19 protein-coding genes are annotated in these 19,158 nt (G+C 64.3%); 4 read left to right on the forward strand and 15 right to left on the reverse strand.

The window, feature by feature from the left end:
- The first annotated feature begins 30 nt into the window (after positions 1-30).
- Entirely contained in the window at positions 31-969 is a 939-nt protein-coding gene (locus M2427_RS13940) for a GlxA family transcriptional regulator (RefSeq protein ID WP_280706916.1), read from the forward strand.
- Positions 970-1,094: 125 nt separating this feature from the next.
- Here the strand turns inward: M2427_RS13940 and M2427_RS13945 are convergent, their stop codons facing one another.
- A complete protein-coding gene (locus M2427_RS13945; protein ID WP_280706917.1) occupies positions 1,095-2,087 on the reverse strand; it encodes an alpha/beta hydrolase in 993 nt (330 codons plus the stop codon).
- A gap of 88 nt (positions 2,088-2,175) precedes the next feature.
- A complete protein-coding gene (locus tag M2427_RS13950; RefSeq protein WP_280706918.1) occupies positions 2,176-2,724 on the reverse strand; it encodes a peroxidase-related enzyme in 549 nt (182 codons plus the stop codon).
- A 115-nt stretch (positions 2,725-2,839) separates the two neighbouring features.
- On the opposite strand from M2427_RS13950, the gene M2427_RS13955 reads away from it, so the two are divergent.
- Entirely contained in the window at positions 2,840-3,760 is a 921-nt protein-coding gene (locus M2427_RS13955) for a LysR family transcriptional regulator (RefSeq protein WP_280706919.1), read from the forward strand.
- Positions 3,761-3,828: 68 nt separating this feature from the next.
- Here M2427_RS13955 and M2427_RS13960 read toward each other — a convergent pair whose 3' ends face one another.
- The 3 genes from M2427_RS13960 to M2427_RS13970 form a co-directional block, all read right to left on the reverse strand.
- Positions 3,829-4,278 carry a c-type cytochrome gene (locus M2427_RS13960; protein ID WP_280706920.1) on the reverse strand — a complete coding sequence of 150 codons (450 nt, stop codon included), beginning with the start codon at positions 4,276-4,278 and terminating at the stop codon, positions 3,829-3,831.
- Between the two features lie 357 nt (positions 4,279-4,635).
- Entirely contained in the window at positions 4,636-5,616 is a 981-nt protein-coding gene (locus M2427_RS13965) for a Na+-dependent transporter (RefSeq protein WP_280706922.1), read from the reverse strand.
- Between the two features lie 16 nt (positions 5,617-5,632).
- Positions 5,633-6,580, reverse strand: a complete 948-nt coding sequence (locus M2427_RS13970; protein ID WP_280706923.1) for an alpha/beta hydrolase — start codon at positions 6,578-6,580, stop codon at positions 5,633-5,635.
- Between the two features lie 205 nt (positions 6,581-6,785).
- Here M2427_RS13970 and M2427_RS13975 point away from each other — a divergent pair, with 205 nt between their 5' ends.
- Positions 6,786-7,826, forward strand: coding sequence for a DUF2155 domain-containing protein (locus tag M2427_RS13975; protein ID WP_280706924.1), 1,041 nt, complete (start codon positions 6,786-6,788; stop codon positions 7,824-7,826).
- A gap of 37 nt (positions 7,827-7,863) precedes the next feature.
- On the opposite strand, the gene aat is transcribed toward M2427_RS13975, so the two are convergent.
- From aat to M2427_RS14025, 10 genes are all read right to left on the reverse strand, one after another.
- A complete protein-coding gene (aat, locus tag M2427_RS13980; RefSeq protein WP_280706925.1) occupies positions 7,864-8,544 on the reverse strand; it encodes a leucyl/phenylalanyl-tRNA--protein transferase in 681 nt (226 codons plus the stop codon).
- Between the two features lie 44 nt (positions 8,545-8,588).
- Positions 8,589-9,695, reverse strand: a complete 1,107-nt coding sequence (locus M2427_RS13985; protein WP_280706927.1) for a histidine kinase dimerization/phosphoacceptor domain -containing protein — start codon at positions 9,693-9,695, stop codon at positions 8,589-8,591.
- Complete coding sequence (locus tag M2427_RS13990) at positions 9,692-10,132, reverse strand: response regulator (RefSeq protein ID WP_280706929.1); 441 nt, start codon at positions 10,130-10,132, stop codon at positions 9,692-9,694. The genes M2427_RS13985 and M2427_RS13990 overlap by 4 nt, the downstream gene beginning before the upstream one ends.
- On the reverse strand, positions 10,129-11,646 hold the full coding sequence (locus M2427_RS13995; protein WP_280706931.1) for a CHASE3 domain-containing protein: 1,518 nt from the start codon (positions 11,644-11,646) through the stop codon (positions 10,129-10,131). Before M2427_RS13995 ends, M2427_RS13990 begins: the two co-directional genes overlap by 4 nt.
- A 106-nt stretch (positions 11,647-11,752) precedes the next feature.
- Positions 11,753-13,111, reverse strand: coding sequence for an acetyl-CoA carboxylase biotin carboxylase subunit (gene accC / locus M2427_RS14000; protein WP_280706932.1), 1,359 nt, complete (start codon positions 13,109-13,111; stop codon positions 11,753-11,755).
- A gap of 78 nt (positions 13,112-13,189) precedes the next feature.
- Positions 13,190-13,681 carry an acetyl-CoA carboxylase biotin carboxyl carrier protein gene (gene accB, locus M2427_RS14005; RefSeq protein ID WP_280706933.1) on the reverse strand — a complete coding sequence of 164 codons (492 nt, stop codon included), beginning with the start codon at positions 13,679-13,681 and terminating at the stop codon, positions 13,190-13,192.
- 37 nt (positions 13,682-13,718) lie between these two features.
- A complete protein-coding gene (gene aroQ, locus M2427_RS14010) occupies positions 13,719-14,186 on the reverse strand; it encodes a type II 3-dehydroquinate dehydratase (RefSeq protein ID WP_280706934.1) in 468 nt (155 codons plus the stop codon).
- A 255-nt stretch (positions 14,187-14,441) separates the two neighbouring features.
- Complete coding sequence (locus M2427_RS14015; RefSeq protein ID WP_280706935.1) at positions 14,442-15,275, reverse strand: DUF1236 domain-containing protein; 834 nt, start codon at positions 15,273-15,275, stop codon at positions 14,442-14,444.
- 209 nt (positions 15,276-15,484) lie between these two features.
- The gene (locus M2427_RS14020) at positions 15,485-16,252 is read right to left on the reverse strand and encodes a DsbA family protein (protein ID WP_280706936.1); all 768 of its coding nucleotides are present in this window, start codon (positions 16,250-16,252) and stop codon (positions 15,485-15,487) included.
- An 88-nt stretch (positions 16,253-16,340) separates the two neighbouring features.
- Positions 16,341-17,744 carry a M48 family metalloprotease gene (locus tag M2427_RS14025; RefSeq protein WP_280706937.1) on the reverse strand — a complete coding sequence of 468 codons (1,404 nt, stop codon included), beginning with the start codon at positions 17,742-17,744 and terminating at the stop codon, positions 16,341-16,343.
- Between the two features lie 166 nt (positions 17,745-17,910).
- Here M2427_RS14025 and M2427_RS14030 point away from each other — a divergent pair, with 166 nt between their 5' ends.
- Positions 17,911-19,098 (forward strand): aminotransferase class I/II-fold pyridoxal phosphate-dependent enzyme, encoded by a 1,188-nt coding sequence (locus tag M2427_RS14030; protein ID WP_280706938.1) that lies wholly within the window; start codon positions 17,911-17,913, stop codon positions 19,096-19,098.
- Positions 19,099-19,158 lie beyond the last annotated feature (60 nt).

The raw sequence follows: 19,158 nt of genomic DNA on the forward strand, positions 1-19,158 counted from the left end.
GGCGTAATTCCCTCTCTTTCGGACATGACCATGATCGGCATCCTGATCTTCCCGGATTTCCAGCTGCTCGATGCAGCCGGCCCGATTTCGGCCTTTGAAGTCGGCGGACGCTATGCTGGCAAGCCGTCGGCGATCCGCGTGCTGGCGCTGAACGCCGGGCCGGTGCGCTCTTCGTCGGGCGTCGAGATGATGGCGCAGGATTTCAAGTCGGCGCGGGCGATCACGACGCTGGTGGTGGCGGGCGGCGAGGGCGTGGGAGTGGCGGCGCGCTGCAAGACGACGATCGCCTTCGTGCAGCGGCTGGCGAAGCGCGGCGTGCGGATCGCCAGCGTCTGCTCGGGCGCCTATGTTCTCGCCGAAGCCGGCCTGCTCGACGGCCGCCGCGCCACCACGCATTGGGGCCGGACGCGCGATTTCGTCGCGCGCTATCCCAGGGTCAAGTTCGAGCCGGACCAGATCTTCACCCGCGACGGCAATGTCTGGACCTCGGCGGGCATCAGTGCCGGCATCGACCTCGCGCTCGCGATGATCACCGACGATCACGGCGAGGAGGTCGCGCAGGCGACCGCGCGCCAACTCGTGCTCTACCATCGCCGCAGTGGCGGCCAGTCGCAATTCTCGTCGCTGCTGGAATTGAAGACGCCGAACGGCCGCTTCGGCGGGCTGTTGTCGTGGGCGCGGGAAAATCTCGACGCGCCGCTGACGGTGGAAAACCTCGCCGATCGCGCCGGCATGAGCGCGCGGCATTTCGCGCGGGCCTTTGCCGCGGAGACCGGCACGACGCCGTCCAAGGCGATCGAGCGGTTGCGGATCGAGGCCGCCCGCGAGCGCGTGCAGTCCTCGCGCGAGGCGATCGAGCGCGTGGCCGAAGCGACAGGTTTCGGTGACCCCGAGCGCATGCGCCGCGCCTTCATCCGCGCTTTTGGCCAGCCGCCGCAGGCGCTGCGGCGCGCGGCACGGGCGGGGTAGCGCGCGTCAACAGCCCCAGACGCCTGGTCCGGGATAGTCGTCTGGCTTGCGTTCGTTGAAAAAGCGCGACGGTCGCCATCAGCTTCGCTGGCGACCGTCGCCCGCGCGGTGTTGGCGCAGCGCAGCTACTTCTTCGACCTCACATTCTTGTCGTAGAACGAAATGATGTGCTCGGAGATGTAAGGCAGATTGTCTTCGGTTGCGAAATGACCGGCATTCAGCCGGTGCATTTCCGCCTTGGGCAAGTCCTTCAGATAGGCCTCGCCGCCTTCCGGGGTGAAGAACGGATCACGCTCGCCCCAGAAAATCACTGTCTTGGGCTGGCGATCGCGCAGGAATTTCTGCCATTTCGGATAGAGTTCTACGTTGGTCCGGTAGTCGTAGAACAGGTCGAGGTTCAGCCGCAGGCCGTTTGGCTTGCGCATGAATCCATCGTCCGATTCCCAGGCATCCTGGCTGATCAGTTCGGGGTGAGCTGCGCCCGCGAGATAGACGCCCTTGATGCCATCGTGAGTGTTGAACGCCGCGAGCGGAGCTTCGGTTTCGGCAGATCGATTGACCCATAGCGCCTTGCGGAATGCGTCCCAGGCCGGGGTGAATCCGCTTTCATAGGCATTGGTGTTCTGGATGATCAGCCAATCGAGAGCGCTCGGATTGCGTCCGATGACGCGGAAGCCGACCGGCCCGCCATAGTCCTGCATGAAGAGGCCGTAATGGTCGAAACCTTTGGCGGCGAGAAACCTCTCCATCGTCACGGAAATCGCTTCGAACGAATAGTGATAGGTCGCGGGATCCGGCCGGTCGCTGTTGCCGAACCCCTGATAATCGGGAGCAACGACGTGAAACCGGGGAGCCAGTGCAACGATGAGATCGCGGTATTGATGCGATGACGATGGCCATCCGTGCAGCAACACGAGCTTCGGATTGCTGGGGTCGCCGGCCTCGCGATAGGCGATGTTGAGGCCGTCGACTTGCATCGTTCCGTATCTGACCTGGGTTGCGGCGACCGTGGTGGTCGTGGCGGCCGGTGTTTGCCCGTGCGCCGGCGCGATGATCGCAACCGGGCCGGTGGAGGAGATGATCGCGGCGACGAGCGCGGCGAGAGGGCTGAAACGCATTGTCATGGTCTCTTTTTTGTGTGTCTGAAGGGGAAAGGGTGTCGGTCACGCCGCCGACACCCGGCCTGTTCGATCGGCGGCAGTGCGGTCAGGCCGCCCGAGCCTCGACGACGGGAAAGTCGATGTCGGTCTTGAACACTTCGTTGACGTAGTTGGTCCAGGTGTTCAGGGCGACGTGGAGCACGATCTCGATCACCTGTGCATCGGTGTAGCCGGCAAGCCTCACCGCCGAGAGATCCGCTTCCGCGACATGGCCGCGAGCGCGCGCCACCTTTGCGGCAAAGCTGACCGCAGCGTCGGCCTTCGGATCGTTCGATCTCCCGCTGCGGTTTGCGGTTATCTCGGCGTCATCGAGATGAGCGGCATTCCTGCCGAAATGAGTATGTGCCGACAGGCAATAGCTGCAGCCATTCACCTCGGCGACAGCGAGCGCGATACGCTCGCGGGTCGCGGCCGGCAGTGCCCCTTTGCCGATTGCGCCGGAAAGACCGAGGTAGCCCTCCAGCGCCTGCGGGCTTGTCGAGATCAGGCGAAACATGTTGGGCACGAAGCCGACTTGGCTGTTTACGGCTTCCAGCAAGGGGCGGGACTTTTCGGGGGCTTCAGCGATCGTGGCTGGCGTTGGAATGCGGGACATCGTGAGGTTCCTTGGCTTTCAAAAGGGACATGGACAGTGCCAGGAACCTAGTTCCTTCCATTTTTGGGAATAGACGCTATTTGTTGGAAGCAACATTCCAAATTTGGAAACATCTATGGATAGACTCGATGCAATGGCGGCCTTGGTCGCCGCAGTAGATGGCGGCAGTCTTTCGGCGGCTTCGCGGGCGCTGGGCATGCCTCTGGCGACGGTCAGCCGAAAAATCTCGGAGCTCGAAGTGCGATTGCGCACGCAGCTGGTGGTCCGGACCAGCCGCAAGCTCGCGCTGACCGAAGCGGGTCTCGCCTATGTTGCAGCCAGTCGGCGGATTTTGGACGACATCGATGACATCGAGCGTGTCGCCTCGGGCGAATATCGTGCGCCACGCGGTCATCTCACGATTACTGCGCCGGTCGTGTTTGGTCGCATTCATGTCGAACCGGTTCTGCTCGACTTTCTCAAGGCATATCCCGATATCAACGCGCGATTGGTCTTAGCCGATCGCTTCGTCAATCTGGTCGATGACCAAGTCGACGCCGCTATTCGAATCGGGTTGCTCCCGGACAGCAGCATGATCGCGACCCGAATTGGAGAGGTTGGCTGGGTCACCTGCGCGAGTCCGGAATATCTCGCGTCGAGGGGCACGCCGGAAACGCCAGCGGCGCTCGAACAGCACGATTGCATCATGTTTGAAGGCGTATATTCGAACAATCTGTGGAATTTCGGGCGCGGGAAACAGGCGAAGATCCTGCCGATCCGTCCGCGGTTTTCCGTGAATACGGCGGACGCCGCGATTACTGCTGCAATCGCATCCGCCGGCATCACTCACGTGCTGTCGTACCAGGTTGCCGAGGCTGTCGCTGCCGGCGCGCTTCGTCTGATCCTGCGTCCGTTCGAGCCGCAGCTGCTACCGGTGCATATTGTCTACGGCGCTCAAACGCTGATGCCGTTGAAGCTCCGTGCCTTTCTGGATTTCGCTGGGCCTCGCCTGAAGGCATCATTCCCCGAACTTGATCCGCCGGTCAGCGGGAATTGAACCCAAGTGCGAGCAACAAGACGCGTGACGGTAAATGCTCCATCCAGGCAGTCAGAGCGAGACGGCTTTTACTTTTGCTGGATACGACTGAGATAATCGATCACAGAGAGGATGCGCTTTTTCACGACGACCTCAGGGCTTTGATCCGGTCCGGCCAGCTTCCAATAAGACGGGTCGACATAGTGCGGCAGGTTGACGATGGGGTTGAAACGTTCGCCCCAGATCGGCATTTCACGATTGCCGTGAGCGGGAATTGTTTTCGATCCCTCTATGATTCCATAGACAGCGCTTGTGGGAAATTCGCCGTTGTTGTTCTTGGCCAGGACCGTGAGATCGGGAGGCGGCACCTTGAGCTGGCTGCTGACCGGTCCTTTGCCCCTCGCATCCGTGCCATGACAGCTCGCGCACGAAGACTGGAATTCTCCCTTGCCGACGTCGGCGTCTTCGGCGTGAGCCGTGGCACCAAGACCGGCGCCAAGACCAGCGATGATCAAAAATTTAATAGCAAGTCGCACCATGTCTTGCTCCGACGCTGGCCAGTGAGGAAGGCCTCAATCACTAGCCGCTTCGATAGCCGACCGTTTGATGCACATCAAGGCTGGTCGATGCTTTGAGCGCGTGTTCAGCGACCCGGCTTCTTGATGCAGACCGGATCGCCCTTGGGCATGGATTGGCAAGTCCAGTCGGGACCAAATCCGGAGGGCTGACGGAAGAGGGGATATTGGACGTAAACAAATGCGCAGAGGCACACCAGCACCAGGGCGAACAGGACGCCCAGAACGTCAGCGCGCGTCGGGTACCCGTAAGGCCATCGCATGTTTGCACCCGTTATCGGTCGGTTGCGCCGTCAGTCAGTGTGCCAGCTAAGGCGGCGGTCAACTGTGACGTTTCTCACGCGCCGTCAGCCGCCGCGCGATCGGCATCAGCATGTAGGGCGCAAGGTGGATCGGAAACTGGGTCATCGCGAAATAGAGCCATGTGGTGGGTGGCAGCGCGCCGGCGGTCGCAGCGAGCATGAGGCCGAGATTGCGCTGGGACACCATCAGACCAACCGCCAGCGCGCGCTCGGTGCCGATGCGGCGGAACAGCAGGGTCGTGATGGCGAGCAGCGCGAAATAGACCACGAAGGCGAGCGCCGCGATGCTGATCGTGACGATCGGCTGGACGACGAGATCGTGCGCCACGTCGCCCATGATTGCGGACGCGAAGATCAGCAGGATGATGATGTTGAGGCCGTCGATCGGCTGCTTGTGGCGCTGGATTGCCTCGGCACCGAACAGCCAGCGGATGAGGGTCGCGGCAAGCAGCGAAGTTGCCAGGATGCCGAGCAGCTTCAGTCCGAGCGTGAGCGGCGAGATGCTCAGCATGCTGCCGAGAAAGAGGCTCGCAAACAGCGACGCCGTGAAGGGCACGATCGCGGTTGCCGTCACCAGCGTCACCAGCACGAGCGTGGAATCAAGCCCCATCAGCGCCGCGAGCGCTGGGGCCGCCATCATCGGCGAGGCCATGCTCTGCAGCATCAGGGCGAGCGACAGGCCGGGTGCGCGCTCGACGAGTCCCGTTGCATGTGTGACCAGGCCAACGATGACAGGCACGCCGATCGTGGTCCAGGCCGTCGCGGTCGCCACCAGCCCCGGCCGGCGCAGATGGCCTGATAGCGCCACCAGATCGACCCGCATGAACGAGATGCAGAGCAGGCAGAGGATCGCCTCCGTGATGTAGGGCCGCAGCAACATGCCGAGCGGCGGCACTGCCATCGCAATGAACACGACGGAGGCCACCGCACGCGTGCCCTGGCCGCCGAGCCAGGTCAGGCCGCGGAGGGGAACGGCGAGGATCGTTCGAAGCGCAGACATCGTTCGGATGGCGTTGTCAGCCCAGTGCCTTGAGCCAAGCGCCGATTTCGCTCACGGCGACATTGGCCTGTTGCAGCAATTTGCCCATGGTGAAGAAGCCATGGAACTGACCGGGGAAGTGCCGGTAGGTCACACCAACGCCGGCCTGCTTCAGGCGCGCGGCATAGTCGTCGCCCTCGTCGCGCAGGGGATCGGCGCCGGCCGTGAGCACATAGGCCGGCGGCAGGCCTGCGAGGCTTTCGGCGCGTGCCGGTGAGGCGCGCCAGTCGTGAATGTCGGCGGTGCCGTTGAGATAGTGGTCGCGGAACCAGCGGATCACCGAATGCGTCAGCAGCACGCTGGTCTCGGGCTCGCTGTGCGAGCCATGCATCATGGCGAAATCGACGGCGGGATAGATCAGCACCTGGCCCGCGATCTCGGGGCCGTCGCCATCGCGCGCCGCCAGTGCAACGACGGCCGCGAGATTGCCGCCGGCGCTGTCACCGCCGATCGAGAGTCGCGCGGCGTCGATGCCGAGCTCGCGCGCGTGCGCGGCGATCCATTTGGTGGCGGCGATCGCATCGTCAGTGGCGGCGGGGAATTTGTGCTCGGGCGCGAGCCGGTAGTCGATCGCGATGACGATCAGTGCGCCCGCGACGGCCAGTTGCCGGCAGACGACGTCGTGGCTGTCGAGATCGCCGATCACCCAGCCGCCGCCATGGAAGAACACCAGCGCAGGCGCCAGCCCGTCCTTAAGGTGCGACTGCTTCGGCACGTAGATGCGTGCGGGGATCGCCCCGTGCGGTGCCGGGATCGACAGCGGCGCGACGCGCGCAAGTTCCGGCGGCTCGGGATTGGAGACGAAGCGGGCCTGGAGGTAGTAGGCGCGCGCTTCCGCGGCGGTCAGTGTCTCGTAGGCGGGGCGGCCGGCCTCCTGGAAGGCCTTGTAAACGGCGGCGGCATCGGGATCGAGCACGACGGGCATGGGGGAGGGACCCTTGAGGTTCTGGTTGTCGTTGGACGTGATTTTCGGGGGATGCCCGCTTCGGCCCCGGGGAGAAGCCTCCCAACTATCCCATCCGTGGGCCGGTCTGGCCAGCGGGCGGCGGGCAGGGCAGGGATGCCGCCCTTTCCCCGCCGTATTCGCCGTGTTAACCGGATGGCCTGCGAGCGGCGGTATCCCCTATAGAATGTCCAACAAGCCCGATTCGCTGTTGAAGCCGCGCGAGATGTTCAAAACCTTTACCCTGACGGGCCTTGCGGCGCTGCTTGCCGCTACCGCGCTGACGGTTGCGACGCCTGCGCAGGCGCAGATCGGCACGATCTTCTCCGATCCGCCGCCGCTGCGGCCGCCCGGGACCATCCCCCGTGGCGGGCAGCCGCAACCGCAGCCGACCCCTGACGATGACGAAGAGGTGCCCGAGCTGCCGCCGCAGGGCCGTGTGCTGCCGTCGCGCCCGATGCCGCGCCAGGGCAATGCCATGCCGGGACCGGTCGAGACCCAGCCGCTGGCACCGCCGCCGGGCTCTCCCGTTGCTCCGCAGCCGCCCGCCGTTGCCGTTGCTCCGCCCGGCGCGCCCGCTCAGCCGGGTGCTGCTCCCGGTGCCCCCGGACAGCGCCAGCCGCAACAGAAAGGCGGGACGCAGCAGGGCGCCGTGCCGCAGGCCCCCGCCAGCCTCCAGCCGGGCGACGAGGTCGTCAGCGAGCCGCCGGCCCAGAAGATCGTGAACAAGAAGGCGACCTTCTCGGGCCTCGACAAGATCACGGGCCGCATCATCAATTTCGACGAGGAAATCGGCGAGACCGTGCAGTTCGGTGCGCTGCGCGTGAAGACCGATGCCTGCTATACGCGGCCCGCGACGGAAGCGGCCAACACCGACGCCTTCGTCGAGGTCGACGAGATCACCTTGCAGGGCGAGGTAAAGCGGATCTTCTCCGGTTGGATGTATGCGGCAAGCCCTGGCCTGCACGGCGTCGAGCACCCGATCTACGATATCTGGCTGACCGACTGCAAAGAGCCGCAGCAGACGATTGCGACCGCGGCGCCTGATCCCGCGACCAAGCCGGCCACACCGCCACCGCCGCCTCCGGCACAGAAGAAGGCCGCACCCAAGCAGGCCGTGCAGCAGCGTCCGCCGCCGCCTCTGCCGCAGCAGCCGGCTCCGCCGCCGCCACCTCCGCCGCCGGAGCAGCGGCCGGGTCTGTTCGGTATCCCGGGGTTTGGCCGCTAGGCCAAATCCCCCGGGTTCGGTAGCCGATAAGGCTGATTTATTGCCGAGAGGCGATGATCTCGAGCGCGCGCGCGCCCGGGATCGCATCGCCTGAGGACAGCCGCAGGAAATCACCGGGCTCGCCGGCGAGCGCCTTGTCGAGCAGGCTGGTGTAGCGCCGCCGCGAGATCTCGGCCGCACCAAAGCTCTTCAGGTGCTCGGTGACATATTGGGTGTCGAGCAGCTCGAAGCCGCCATGGATGAGACGCGCGACCAGATGCACCAGCGCGACCTTGGAGGCATCGCGCGCGGTGTGAAACATGCTCTCGCCGAAGAAAGCGCGCCCCAGGCTCACGCCATACAGACCGCCGACGAGGTCATCGCCCTGCCAGGCCTCGACGCTGTGACAATGGCCGAGGTCGTAGAGCCCGCCATAGAGGTCGCGGATGCGCTTGTTGATCCAGGTGTCCTCGCGCCCGGCCTGCGGCGCCGCGCAGCCCGCGATGGTCGCCTTGAACGCGGTGTTGACGGTGACGCGAAACGCATCCGAGCGCACGGTGCGCGCAAGGCGCGAGGCGACACGAAAACCATCGAGCGGGATCACGCCGCGCATTTCCGGCTCGACCCAGAACAGGGTCGGGTCGTCGGCGCTCTCGGCCATCGGAAAGATGCCGCAGGCATAGGCGCGCAGCAGAACGGCTGGCGTGATTTCAGACGAGGCGGAGTCGCGCGAAGTCATGGTGCGCAATGATAGCAGGATCGCGACGCGCGTGCGATGGGGGATCAACCCGCCGCTGCGCTGCTCGCCTTGCCCGATACCACCGGGTCGCGGCCGAACCGCAGGGTGATGCGGGTTCCGGAATGGTCGGGATCGCGCTCGACCGTGGCGTCCAGCTTCGAGGCCATGGCCGCGACGATGCGCTGGCCCATGCCGGTGGAGCGCGGATCGGCCTTGACGTTGTTGCCAACGCCATCGTCGGTGATCGACAGCAGCAGATCGTCGCCTTGCGAGGTCAGCTCGACATGAATGGGGCCGGCGCCGTCGGGATAGGCGTATTTCACGGCGTTCATCACCAGCTCGTTGACGATGATGCCGACGGCGACCGCGCGGTCCGGGTCGATCTCGATCGGCTCGGCCTTCACCGTCAGGCGCGACATGCGGTTGCCTTCGGCGGAACGCCTGAGATCCTCGAGCAGGGATTCCAGATATTGGTTCAGCACCACGCTCTTCAGATCCTGCGAGGTGTAGAGGCGGCGGTGCACCTGGGCGACGGCGGCGACGCGGCCCATCGCGTTGGTCAGCGCAGCCTTGACCTCGTCCTGAGCGGCCGAGCTCGCCTGCAGGTGCAGCAACGAAGCGATGATCTGGAGCGAGTTGCCGACGCGGTGATTGACCTCGCGCAGCAACAGCTCGCGTTCGGCGGCAAGCGCGGCGTAGCGGTCGCGCGAGGCGTGGATCTCGGCCTCGGCTTCCTCGCGCGCGCGCTGCAACTCGGCCTGGCGCAGCGCGCCTTCGGCCGCGACATGCAGCAGCGGGATGAAGTCGCCCTTGACGTCCTTGACGAGATAGTCGGCGGCACCGGCTTTGAGTGCGGTGACGGCGATGCTGGAATCCTGCGAGGCGGTGACGAACACCACGGGTGGGGCATCCGGGATCGCCATGATCCGCTCGAGCGTCTCGAGCCCGTCGAGGCCGGGCATATACTGGTCGAGCGCTACGACATCGATGCAGCCCTGTGCGCCGGCGTTGCGAATACGCTCGAGGCCTTCCTCGCCGCTGGCGGCATGGATGACCTTGTAGCCGCGCCGCGTCAGGCCACGATCGACCAGGCGCGCGAGCGCGGCGTCGTCATCGATGTAGAGCAGTGTTGGCGTGCGCTGTTGGGTCATGAGGCGGCGGGCGGGACCTGGATGACCGAGAAGAACAGGCCGAGCTGCCTTATGGCATTGGCGAAATTCTCGTAATTGACGGGCTTGGTGATGTAGACGTTACAGCCGAGCTCGTAGCAGCGCTTGATCTCCTGGCTGTCGTCGGTCGTGGTCAGCACCACCACGGGCGAGGCCTTGAGATATTTGTTTTCCTTGATCTGCTTGAGGATATCGATCCCGCTCATGTCGGGCAGGTTGAGGTCGAGCAGGATCAGCAGCGCGTTGCCCTTCTGGGCGAGGCCGGTGCCGTCGGCGCCGAACAGATGCTTCATCGCCTCGGTGCCGTTGGCGAAGGAGATGATCTCGTTGTTGACGCCGGAACGGCGGATATTGCGTTCGATCAGCCGGGCGTGGCCCTCGTCGTCCTCGATCATGATGATGCTGACAGGCTGGGTCATTTATCGGCGTTCCGGTTGCTGGCGTTCCATGAGATGGGCAGTGTGATCGTGAAGGTGCTGCCCGCGTTCAGTTCCGACGATACCGACATGGTGCCGCCGAGGCGGCGCACAAGTGCACGCACATGGGCAAGGCCGATGCCCTGACCGGGCTTGTCCTGGGTTCCCGCGCGGCGGAACAGGTCGAAAATCCGCTGGTGATCCCTCGCGTCGATGCCGCGGCCGTTATCGCTGATTTCGAAGATGGCGTAGCCGAGCTTGGTGCGCCCGCGGATTGTGATCTCGCCGGGCACGCCGTTCTTGAGATATTTGATCGCGTTGTCGATCAGATTGGAGAAGATCTGCTCCAGTGCAAGGCGGTCGCTGACGATATCAGGCAGCGGCGCGATGTGAATCTCGGCCCGCGCTTCGGCCGCCTGATGCGCCATCGACGAGACGATGGCCTCGACGAGGTCGCGAGTCTCGATCTTTTCGGGATGGAACTCGCGCCGCCCCTCGCGGGTGAGGTTCAGGATCGCCGAGATCAGCCGGTCCATCCGCGCGATCGAGGATTTGATGAAGCCGAGCGCTTCGGAAAAATCCGCCGACATCTGCTTGTCGGGACCATCGAGCGGAATGTCCGCGACCTCGACAGGTGGACCGTCTGCTGGCACGCCCGTGAGACCTCCGATCCGCCGAAAGATGTCCTTGCCCAAGTCTTCGAGCTCGCTGGTGAAGCCCATGATGTTGACCAGCGGCGAGCGCAGGTCGTGGCTGACGATATAGGCAAAGCGCTGGATTTCGTCGTTGGCTTCGCGCAAGTCTGCCGTGCGCTCGTCGACGGTAGTCTCGAGGTTCAGGTTGGCGTCGCGCAGGCGGGTCTCGGCGTCATCGCGGGCACGGGCCGAGCGACGCACCAGGCAGATCGAGACCAATGCCAGGACGACGACGAGGCCGGAGCCGATGCCGGTCATCGAGGCGGCCAGGGTCTGGCTGCGGTCGGCATTGGCAGAGCGGAGCCGAAACAGCCGTTCCTCCTCCTGCATCATCGCAGTCGCGATCTGGCCGATCGTGGCCGTGGTGTCCGCGGCGGCGGCCTCGCTTACGAGCGCGGCGGCCTTGTCGGCCTGTCCCTGGCTCAGGAGATCCATCTCCATCGAGAACTGGCCGAGCCGAGACTCGATCACCGAGCTCAGCTTCTCGATATTGTCACGCTGCTCCGGATTGTCGGCGGTCAGGCCCTTGACCCTGTCGAGGGCGGGAATGACGGCCGCGACGGCCTTGTCGTGATCGGTCTTGAAAATCGCGGCCCTGGTGAGAAGAAAGCCCCGCGCGCCGCTCTCGGCGCGCCGGATCTCGAGCAGCAGGTTATTGACCTGGTTCTCCACCTCGATGGTGTGGATCACCCATTTGTTGTCGTCGCGTGCCTTGTTCACGAGATAAACGGAGCCGGCGCTGATCACGGTCAATACGAGCAATCCCGCCGTGAACAGCAGGATCTGCCAAAATGCGCGTCGCCGCTGTTCTCCAGCCGTCACGACGGTCTCATCTTGTTACGCGGAGTGAAGTGCAAAATAGCCCCTTGGAACTGTCCCCAACGGTCCATAATGCGATTGGGGCCAAAGGGTTCCGTCGGCCGACGAGTTATTTCGCTGAAGGTTCCGGCTTGCCGGCGAGGTACTGCTCCAGCCAGTGGATGTGGTAGTCGCCGTTGATGATGTCGTCCTGGCGCACCAGGTCGCGGAACAGTGGCAGCGTGGTTTCGATGCCCTCCACCACCATCTCGTCCAGCGCGCGGCGCAGCCGCATCAGGCATTCGGCGCGGGTCTTGCCGTGCACGATCAGCTTGCCGACCAGCGAGTCGTAATAAGGCGGGATCTGGTAGCCCTGATAAACAGCGGAATCGATGCGCACGCCGAGCCCGCCGGGCGGGTGGTACTGCGAGATCCGGCCGGGCGAGGGGCGGAAGGTCTGCGGGTTCTCCGCATTGATGCGGCACTCGATGGCGTGGCCGATGATCTGGATTTCGCTCTGCTTGGCCGGCAACTCGCCGCCGGCGGCAATGCGGATCTGCTCCAGCACGAGATCGATGTCGGTGATGCTCTCGGTGACGGGATGCTCGACCTGGATGCGCGTGTTCATCTCGATGAAGTAGAACTCGCCGTCCTCGAACAGGAACTCGATGGTGCCGACGCCGAGATATTTCATCTCGCGCATCGCTTTCGCGCAGGTCTCGCCGATCTTGGCGCGCGCCGCCGCAGCCAGCACGGGCGAGGGGCCTTCCTCCCAGACCTTCTGGTGGCGGCGCTGCAGCGAGCAGTCGCGCTCGCCGAGATGGATCGCGCCGCCGCGGCCGTCGCCGAGAATCTGGATCTCGATGTGACGCGGCTTCTGCAGGTATTTTTCCAGGTAAACGGAAGCGTCGCCAAAGGCGGATTTCGCCTCGTTCGCCGCCGTCGACAGCGCGATCAGGAGATCCGCCTCGGTCTGCGCGACCTTCATGCCGCGGCCGCCGCCGCCGGCCGCCGCCTTCACCAGCACGGGGAAGCCGATTTTCTTCGCGATCGCCATCGCGTCGTCGTTGGGACCAACCGCGCCGTCGGAGCCGGGCACCACGGGGATGCCGAGCCGCTTGGCGGTCTTCTTGGCCTCGATCTTGTCGCCCATCAGGCGGATATGCTCGGCCTTGGGGCCGATGAATTGCAGGTTGTGCTCGCCGAGGATCTCGGCGAAGCGCGCATTCTCCGACAGGAAGCCGTAACCGGGATGCACGGCATCCGCGCCGGTGATCTCGCAGGCCGCGAGCAGCGCCGGAATGTTGAGATAGCTGTCCTTCGACGGCGGCGGGCCGATGCAGACGCTCTCGTCCGACAGACGCACATGCATGGCGTCGGCATCGGCGGTGGAGTGCACGGCGACGGTCGCGATCCCGAGCTCCTTGCAGGCGCGCAGGATGCGAAGGGCGATCTCGCCGCGATTGGCTATGAGGATCTTGTCGAACATGGTGCCTCGGGGGCGAATGGGGAATAGCGAATGGCAAATGAACGAGTAGCTATTCGCTACGCGCTATTCGCCACTCCCTCACTCAATGATGACCAGCGCTTCGCCGAACTCGACCGGCTGGCCGTCCTCGACCAGGATCTGCGTCACGGTGCCTGCTCGGGTCGAGGGAATCTGGTTCATCGTTTTCATCGCCTCGATGATCAGCAGGGTCTGGCCGACCGACACCTTCGCGCCGACCTCGACGAACGGCTTGGCGCCGGGCTCCGGCGCCCAATAGGCGGTGCCGACCATCGGCGAGGTCACGGCGCCCGGATGCTTCGACATGTCTGTCCCGGAAGCGGCAGGGGCCGCGGCCGGTGCCGCGACCTGCGCGGGAGCCGCATGCGCCGCCGGAACGGGCATGGTCGCGGCGACGCTGATGTTGCGGGCGACGCGCAGGCGCAGGCCCGCGCGCTCGATCTCGATCTCGGTGAGGCTGGTCTCGTCGAGCAGCAGGGCGAGCTCACGGACGAGCGCGGAATCGTCGCTGGAAAACTTTGCGGCTGCTTTGTCGTCTGGCTGGCGCGCCATGTTCTTTGATCCGAATGTTCTGGGTGAAGAGGGAGCGTCAGGCTTTGGGCTTGATGCCGAGCTTGGCCGCAAGGCCTTGGATGGCGAGGCGGTAGCCCTCGATGCCGAAGCCGCAGAGCGAGGCGAAGGCCGCGCGCGCGGTGTAGGAATGGTGACGGAAACTCTCGCGGGCGTGGATGTTGGTCACGTGCACTTCGACGGTGGGAATCTGCACCGCGAGCAGCGCGTCGTGGAGCGCGATCGAGGTGTGCGAATAGCCGCCGGCGTTGACGATGATGCCCTTCATCTTGCGCCCATGCGCCTCGTGGATGAAGTCGATCAGCTCGCCTTCGCGGTTGGACTGCCGGCAATCGGCCTTGAGGCCGAAGGTTGCCGCCGTCTCCCGGCACAGCGCCTCGACGTCGGCCAGCGTGGCATGGCCGTACTTCTCGGGCTCGCGCGTCCCCAACATGTTGAGGTTCGGCCCGTTGAGAACGAGGATCGTGTCGGTAGCTGGTTCGGCCATTCCCGTCCTGGCAAGGTGTTTCGGCGTGGCGGGGGTTATAGGTAACAAAGCGCGTGAGGGGAAGCCTTGAAGGGCCTGCCGGACCGGTTCAGGCACCTCACCCAGTATGCAAAAACCTGTGTGGAAGCTACGGAAATTGCTTGTTAACCAGTTGTAATCATGGCTGTCGGCCTGGGCCGGCTGGGGAGGCCAGCCCAAAGGCCAAAAGCCCCTGCCGATCTCTCGGCAAGGGCTCATTCGGATCTCACGAGGCGGTTAGCCTTCGATGATGTAGACGATCTCGCGCGTCTGCGGACGGACGATGATGTACTGGCCGTGCACGAAGATCACGTCATAGCCACGCCATTCCGGGTAGATTTCGACAATCCGCTGCGGGAGCGGGTGGAAGTGGACGCTCGCCGGGATGGTTGCGCCGACCGAGACGTTGAAGTTGACGTTGGTCGTCTCCTCGATCTTCTCGGACTTGATCGCGGACACGATCTGGGTCCGCTTCTCCGCCGGCGGGGCGGCGGTCGCCGACGTCGCGGCATTGCCGGTCGTGGTTTGCGACTTGCTGTCGGTCGCAGCCGGAGGGTTCTCGGCATTGTTGCTCTTGGCCGCAGTGCCGGCCTTGTTGTCCTCGGCCTTCATGTCCTTGCTGTTGGACTTGGTCGAGCTGTCCGAGCTCATGCTCTTCGACTTGTCCTGGGTTGACTTGTCCTGGGTCGATTTGTCCTGCGCGCTCTGGGCGTGCTCACCCTTCGCTGTGCTGGCCTTCTCGTCAGCCGCGTTCTTGTTCATCGCTCCGGACTTTTCCATGCCGCCGGATTTCTCGGCCGTGCCTGACTTCTCCATCGCGCCGGACGATTTCTCTTCGCCTGATTTCAGAGTGCTGGAGCCGCTGGCCTGACCCACCGTGCCCTTCTCGGGCGCCGCTTCCTTGCCCATCGCGCCACCGCGTTCAGCGGCGCCGCCCGATGGCTGCGCGTGCTGCATCGGCTGCGCACCGGCGCCGCCGCTGTCGTTCTTCATGGTGCCTTGTGCGTTCGCCAGACCGGCGCCGGCGACGAGCGCGAGCGCGGCAACCGAGATCATAAAGCGGTTCGACATTGAATCTCTCCTCACGTGTTTATTCTGCGTCATTGCCCGCGCCGACAACGAGAGGAGGTGTCACTTGTTCCGGAACATCTGCTGTTCCCCGGCATTTGTTTCTTAAACGCGGGATGAACGGTCGCGCCGGATTCACGCCAATTTTCAGTCAACGAAAAAGGCCGGCTTTTCAGCCGGCCTCCTGGCATGCGTGAATTGTAAACGCGGGATCAGCAGGTCGCTTTGCCGCAGCGGGCGACGCCGATCTTTTCCTTGAGGCTGTCGAGGCCGACGGCGCCGACCACGATCTGCTTGCCGATCACGTAGCTCGGCGTGCCGTTCATGCCCATCGCCTCAGCCAGCTTGAAGTTCTCCTCGATGGTGGTGCGCACCTCGGAGCTCGCGATGTCCTTCTCGATCTTCGCGGTGTCGAGGCCGGCGTCCTTGGCGGCCTGCATCGCGTGGGCCTTGTCCGCCGGGCCACGGCCACCGAGCAGCTTCTGGTGGAAGTCGAGATATTTCTTGCCGGAGGGATCCTGCATGCGCACGGCGACCGCGACCTGCGCGGCCTCGACCGAGCCCTGGCTCAGCACCGGAAACTCCTTCAGCACGACCTTCAGCTTGGGATCGGACTTCATCAGGTCGAGCATGTCGGTCATCGCGCGCTTGCAGTAGCCGCAATTGTAATCGAAGAACTCGACGAAGGTGACGTCGCCGTCCTTGTTGCCGAGCACGACCTGGCGCGGCGAATTGAAGATCGCATCCGAGTTCTGCGCGATGCTGGCCTCGTGCTTCTCGGTTTCGGCAGCCGCCTGGCGCTTGGTGAGCTCGGTCATGGCCTCCTCGAGGACCTCAGGATGGCTGACCAGGTAGTTCTTGATGATCGCCTCGATGTCGGTGCGCTGGGCATCCGAGAAGCTTTCGGCCGAAGCCGGTCCCATTGCGCCAAACATGGCGAGCGCAAACAGCGCGGGAGCAAGCAGGCGCAGCGAAGGCATTGGCAAATCCTCTATCCAGAGCAGGTTTCGAAAAAAACGTCGCGGCGGACTAAATCGTGGTGTCGTGACGTCAAGATGGCGGTTCGGGCTAGTTGCGCGGCGGTTTCGACGCCACGATGTCGTCGGCCTTGACCCATCCGGGCGTGCCGACGGCGAAACGGGTTTTCGCGCGCGTGGCAAGCTCGCGAGCGGTCTTGTTGTCGCCGCGCAAGTAAGCGGCCTGGGCCGAAGCAAGGTCCGCCTCGGCATAGTCTCCCTTCCGGCCATAAGCCATCGCGAGCTGGGTAAAGCCGATCGGAGCTTCCGGCTCCCGTGCCACCGCGGCGCGGAGAATCTTGATGGCGTCGTCCGTGTAGGTCTTATTATCGGTTCCAACCAGAGCCTGCCCAAGTAACATCTCGATGAGGGCCGAATTGTTTGACAGCGCGACGGCCTTGCGCAGGGGGGCGATGGCGTCGGCCGGCTTGCCGCTCTCCAGCAGGGCCTGGCCGCGCACCTCGTAGAAATACGGGTTGTTCGGCTGCACCGCGATCAGGGCATCGATCTGGGTGAGGGCGCTGCGCAAATCGCCGTGCAGATAGGTGCTGATGGCGCGGGCATAGCGCGCCGGCAGGCTGTCATTGGTCTGGGGGTATCGTCGATAGACCACCTCCGGCCGCTCCATGAAGGCGGAGATCTTGGCGCGCACCATGTCATGGCGGAGCTGCAGCGCGGGGTCGTCCTTCTTGTCCCAATAGGGGCTGGTGCTGGCGAATTCCTGGAGCGCTGCGACGCGCTCGGCCGGCATCGGGTGCGACTGCAGATAGGGATCGGCGCCGCGGGCCGCGAACAGGCTTTCACTGGTGAAGCGCTTGAAGGTCTCGTACATGCCCTTCGGCGACTGCTGCGTCGCGGTCAGGAATTTCACGCCGGCGCGGTCGGCGTTCTCCTCCTGCTGGCGCTGGTAGGACAGCAGCGAACGGCGGATCATCTCCTGCGGTCCGGCAATCGCGGCCGCACCCGCATTGGCGAGGCCGTTATTGCCACTGTTGGAGCCGCGGCTGGCACCTGCGGCAAGCGCGCCGGCGCCGAGCAGCATGGCGATGATCATCTGTGTCTGGGCGCTGGCGAGCTGCTCGCGCATCTTGGCCAGATGGCCGCCGGCCAGGTGCCCGGTCTCGTGGGCAAGCACGCCGATCAGCTGGTTCGGCGTCTCCGACTGCAGGATCGCGCCCCAATTGACGAAGATGCGACGGCCATCGGCGACGAACGCGTTGAACGAGCTGTCGTTGATGATCACCATCTGGATGTTCTGCTTCTCCAGACCGGCGGCGCGCAGAATCGGGCGGGTATATTCGCGCAGCAATTGCTCGGTTTCGGAATCGCGCAGGACCGGCGGTCCACGGCCTTCCTGCGCCTGCGTCGCCGGGATCGGCAGCAGCGCGATCGCGGCCGCCGTGACGAGGGCGGTGAGGGCAGAGGCCTTCTTGCGCAATGCGATCTGGAGCAACATCAAACGGTCTGGGTCAAACGGGCTTGCAAGCGAAGCTGGATGCAGTTTCGTGATTGGTTTTGGTGATTGGCGGCGGACCGGATACGCGATATGCCCTTATGAGCCGTATAATGCGGCTAGTCTGGGGCGCAAGCGCCCTGTTTTGCCAGCGAAATAGCAGAAATCAATGCACGATGCGACACTAAGGAACCGGGTGGAGCCGTGGCTCGAACCCTCCCGCCGCAGCGATGTTCCCCCGTTCATGGTGATGGACGTGATGGCCGCGGCAGCCCGGATCGAGGCCGCCGGCGGCCATGTCATTCACATGGAGGTCGGCCAGCCCGCGGCGGGCGCGCCGAAGACCGCGATCGCAGCGGCGCAGACGGCCCTTACGACCGGCCGGATCGATTACACTTCGGCGCTCGGCATTCCCAGCTTGCGTGAACGCATCGCGCGGCATTATCGCGACGCCTATGGCTGCACCGTCAGCCCCGACAGGATCGTGGTGACCACGGGCTCCTCCGGCGGGTTCATCCTGGCCTTCCTGTCGATGTTCGAGCCGGGCGATCGCGTGGCGGTGACGGTGCCCGGCTATCCGCCGTATCGCCACATCCTCACCGCGCTCGGCTGCGAGCCGGTGCTGATCGAGACCACCAATGACACGCGCCACGCGCTGACCGGCGAGGCGCTGCTGGCCGCCCATCGCAAAGCGCCGCTGAAGGGCGTGCTGGTTGGAAGCCCCGCCAATCCGACGGGTACGATGATGTCCCGCGAGGCGCTCGCCGGCCTGATCGCCGCGGCGGAAGATGCCGGCATCCGCTTCATCTCCGACGAGATCTATCACGGGCTCGACTACGCGTTTCCGGCAGTGACGGCGGCGGAGCTGTCGCCGCACGCACTCGTGATCAACTCGTTCTCGAAGTATTTTTGCATGACGGGTTGGCGCGTCGGCTGGATGGTTGTGCCTGATGTGCTGGTGCGTCCGATCGAGCGGCTGCAGCAGAACCTCTCAATCTCGGTGCCGTCGCTGTCGCAGATCGCAGCCGAAGCTGCGTTCGACGGCACGGCCGAGATGGAGGAGATCAAGCACGGCTATCAGGAAAACCGCCGCATCCTGATCGAGGGATTGCCCAAGGCGGGGCTGGCCAAGTTCCTGCCAGCGGACGGCGCATTCTATCTCTATGCCGATGTTTCGGACTTCACCTCGGACAGTCTCGACTTTGCCAAGCAGATGCTGGAGAAGGCCCATGTTGCGGCAACACCGGGCGTCGATTTCGATCCGATCCATGGCCGCTCGTTCATACGATTCTCCTATGCGCGCTCGGCTGATGAGATGCGGGAGGCGGTTGACCGGATCGCTCACTGGCTTAAATAGCCGCCAGTTTTCGCGATACCTCCGGAGTGCATCTTGTCTGACCGAACCGTCCAATCTGCC

Origin of the sequence: Bradyrhizobium sp. BR13661 (genome assembly GCF_029892425.1) — a bacterium.
In the GTDB taxonomy this organism is placed as follows: domain Bacteria; phylum Pseudomonadota; class Alphaproteobacteria; order Rhizobiales; family Xanthobacteraceae; genus Bradyrhizobium.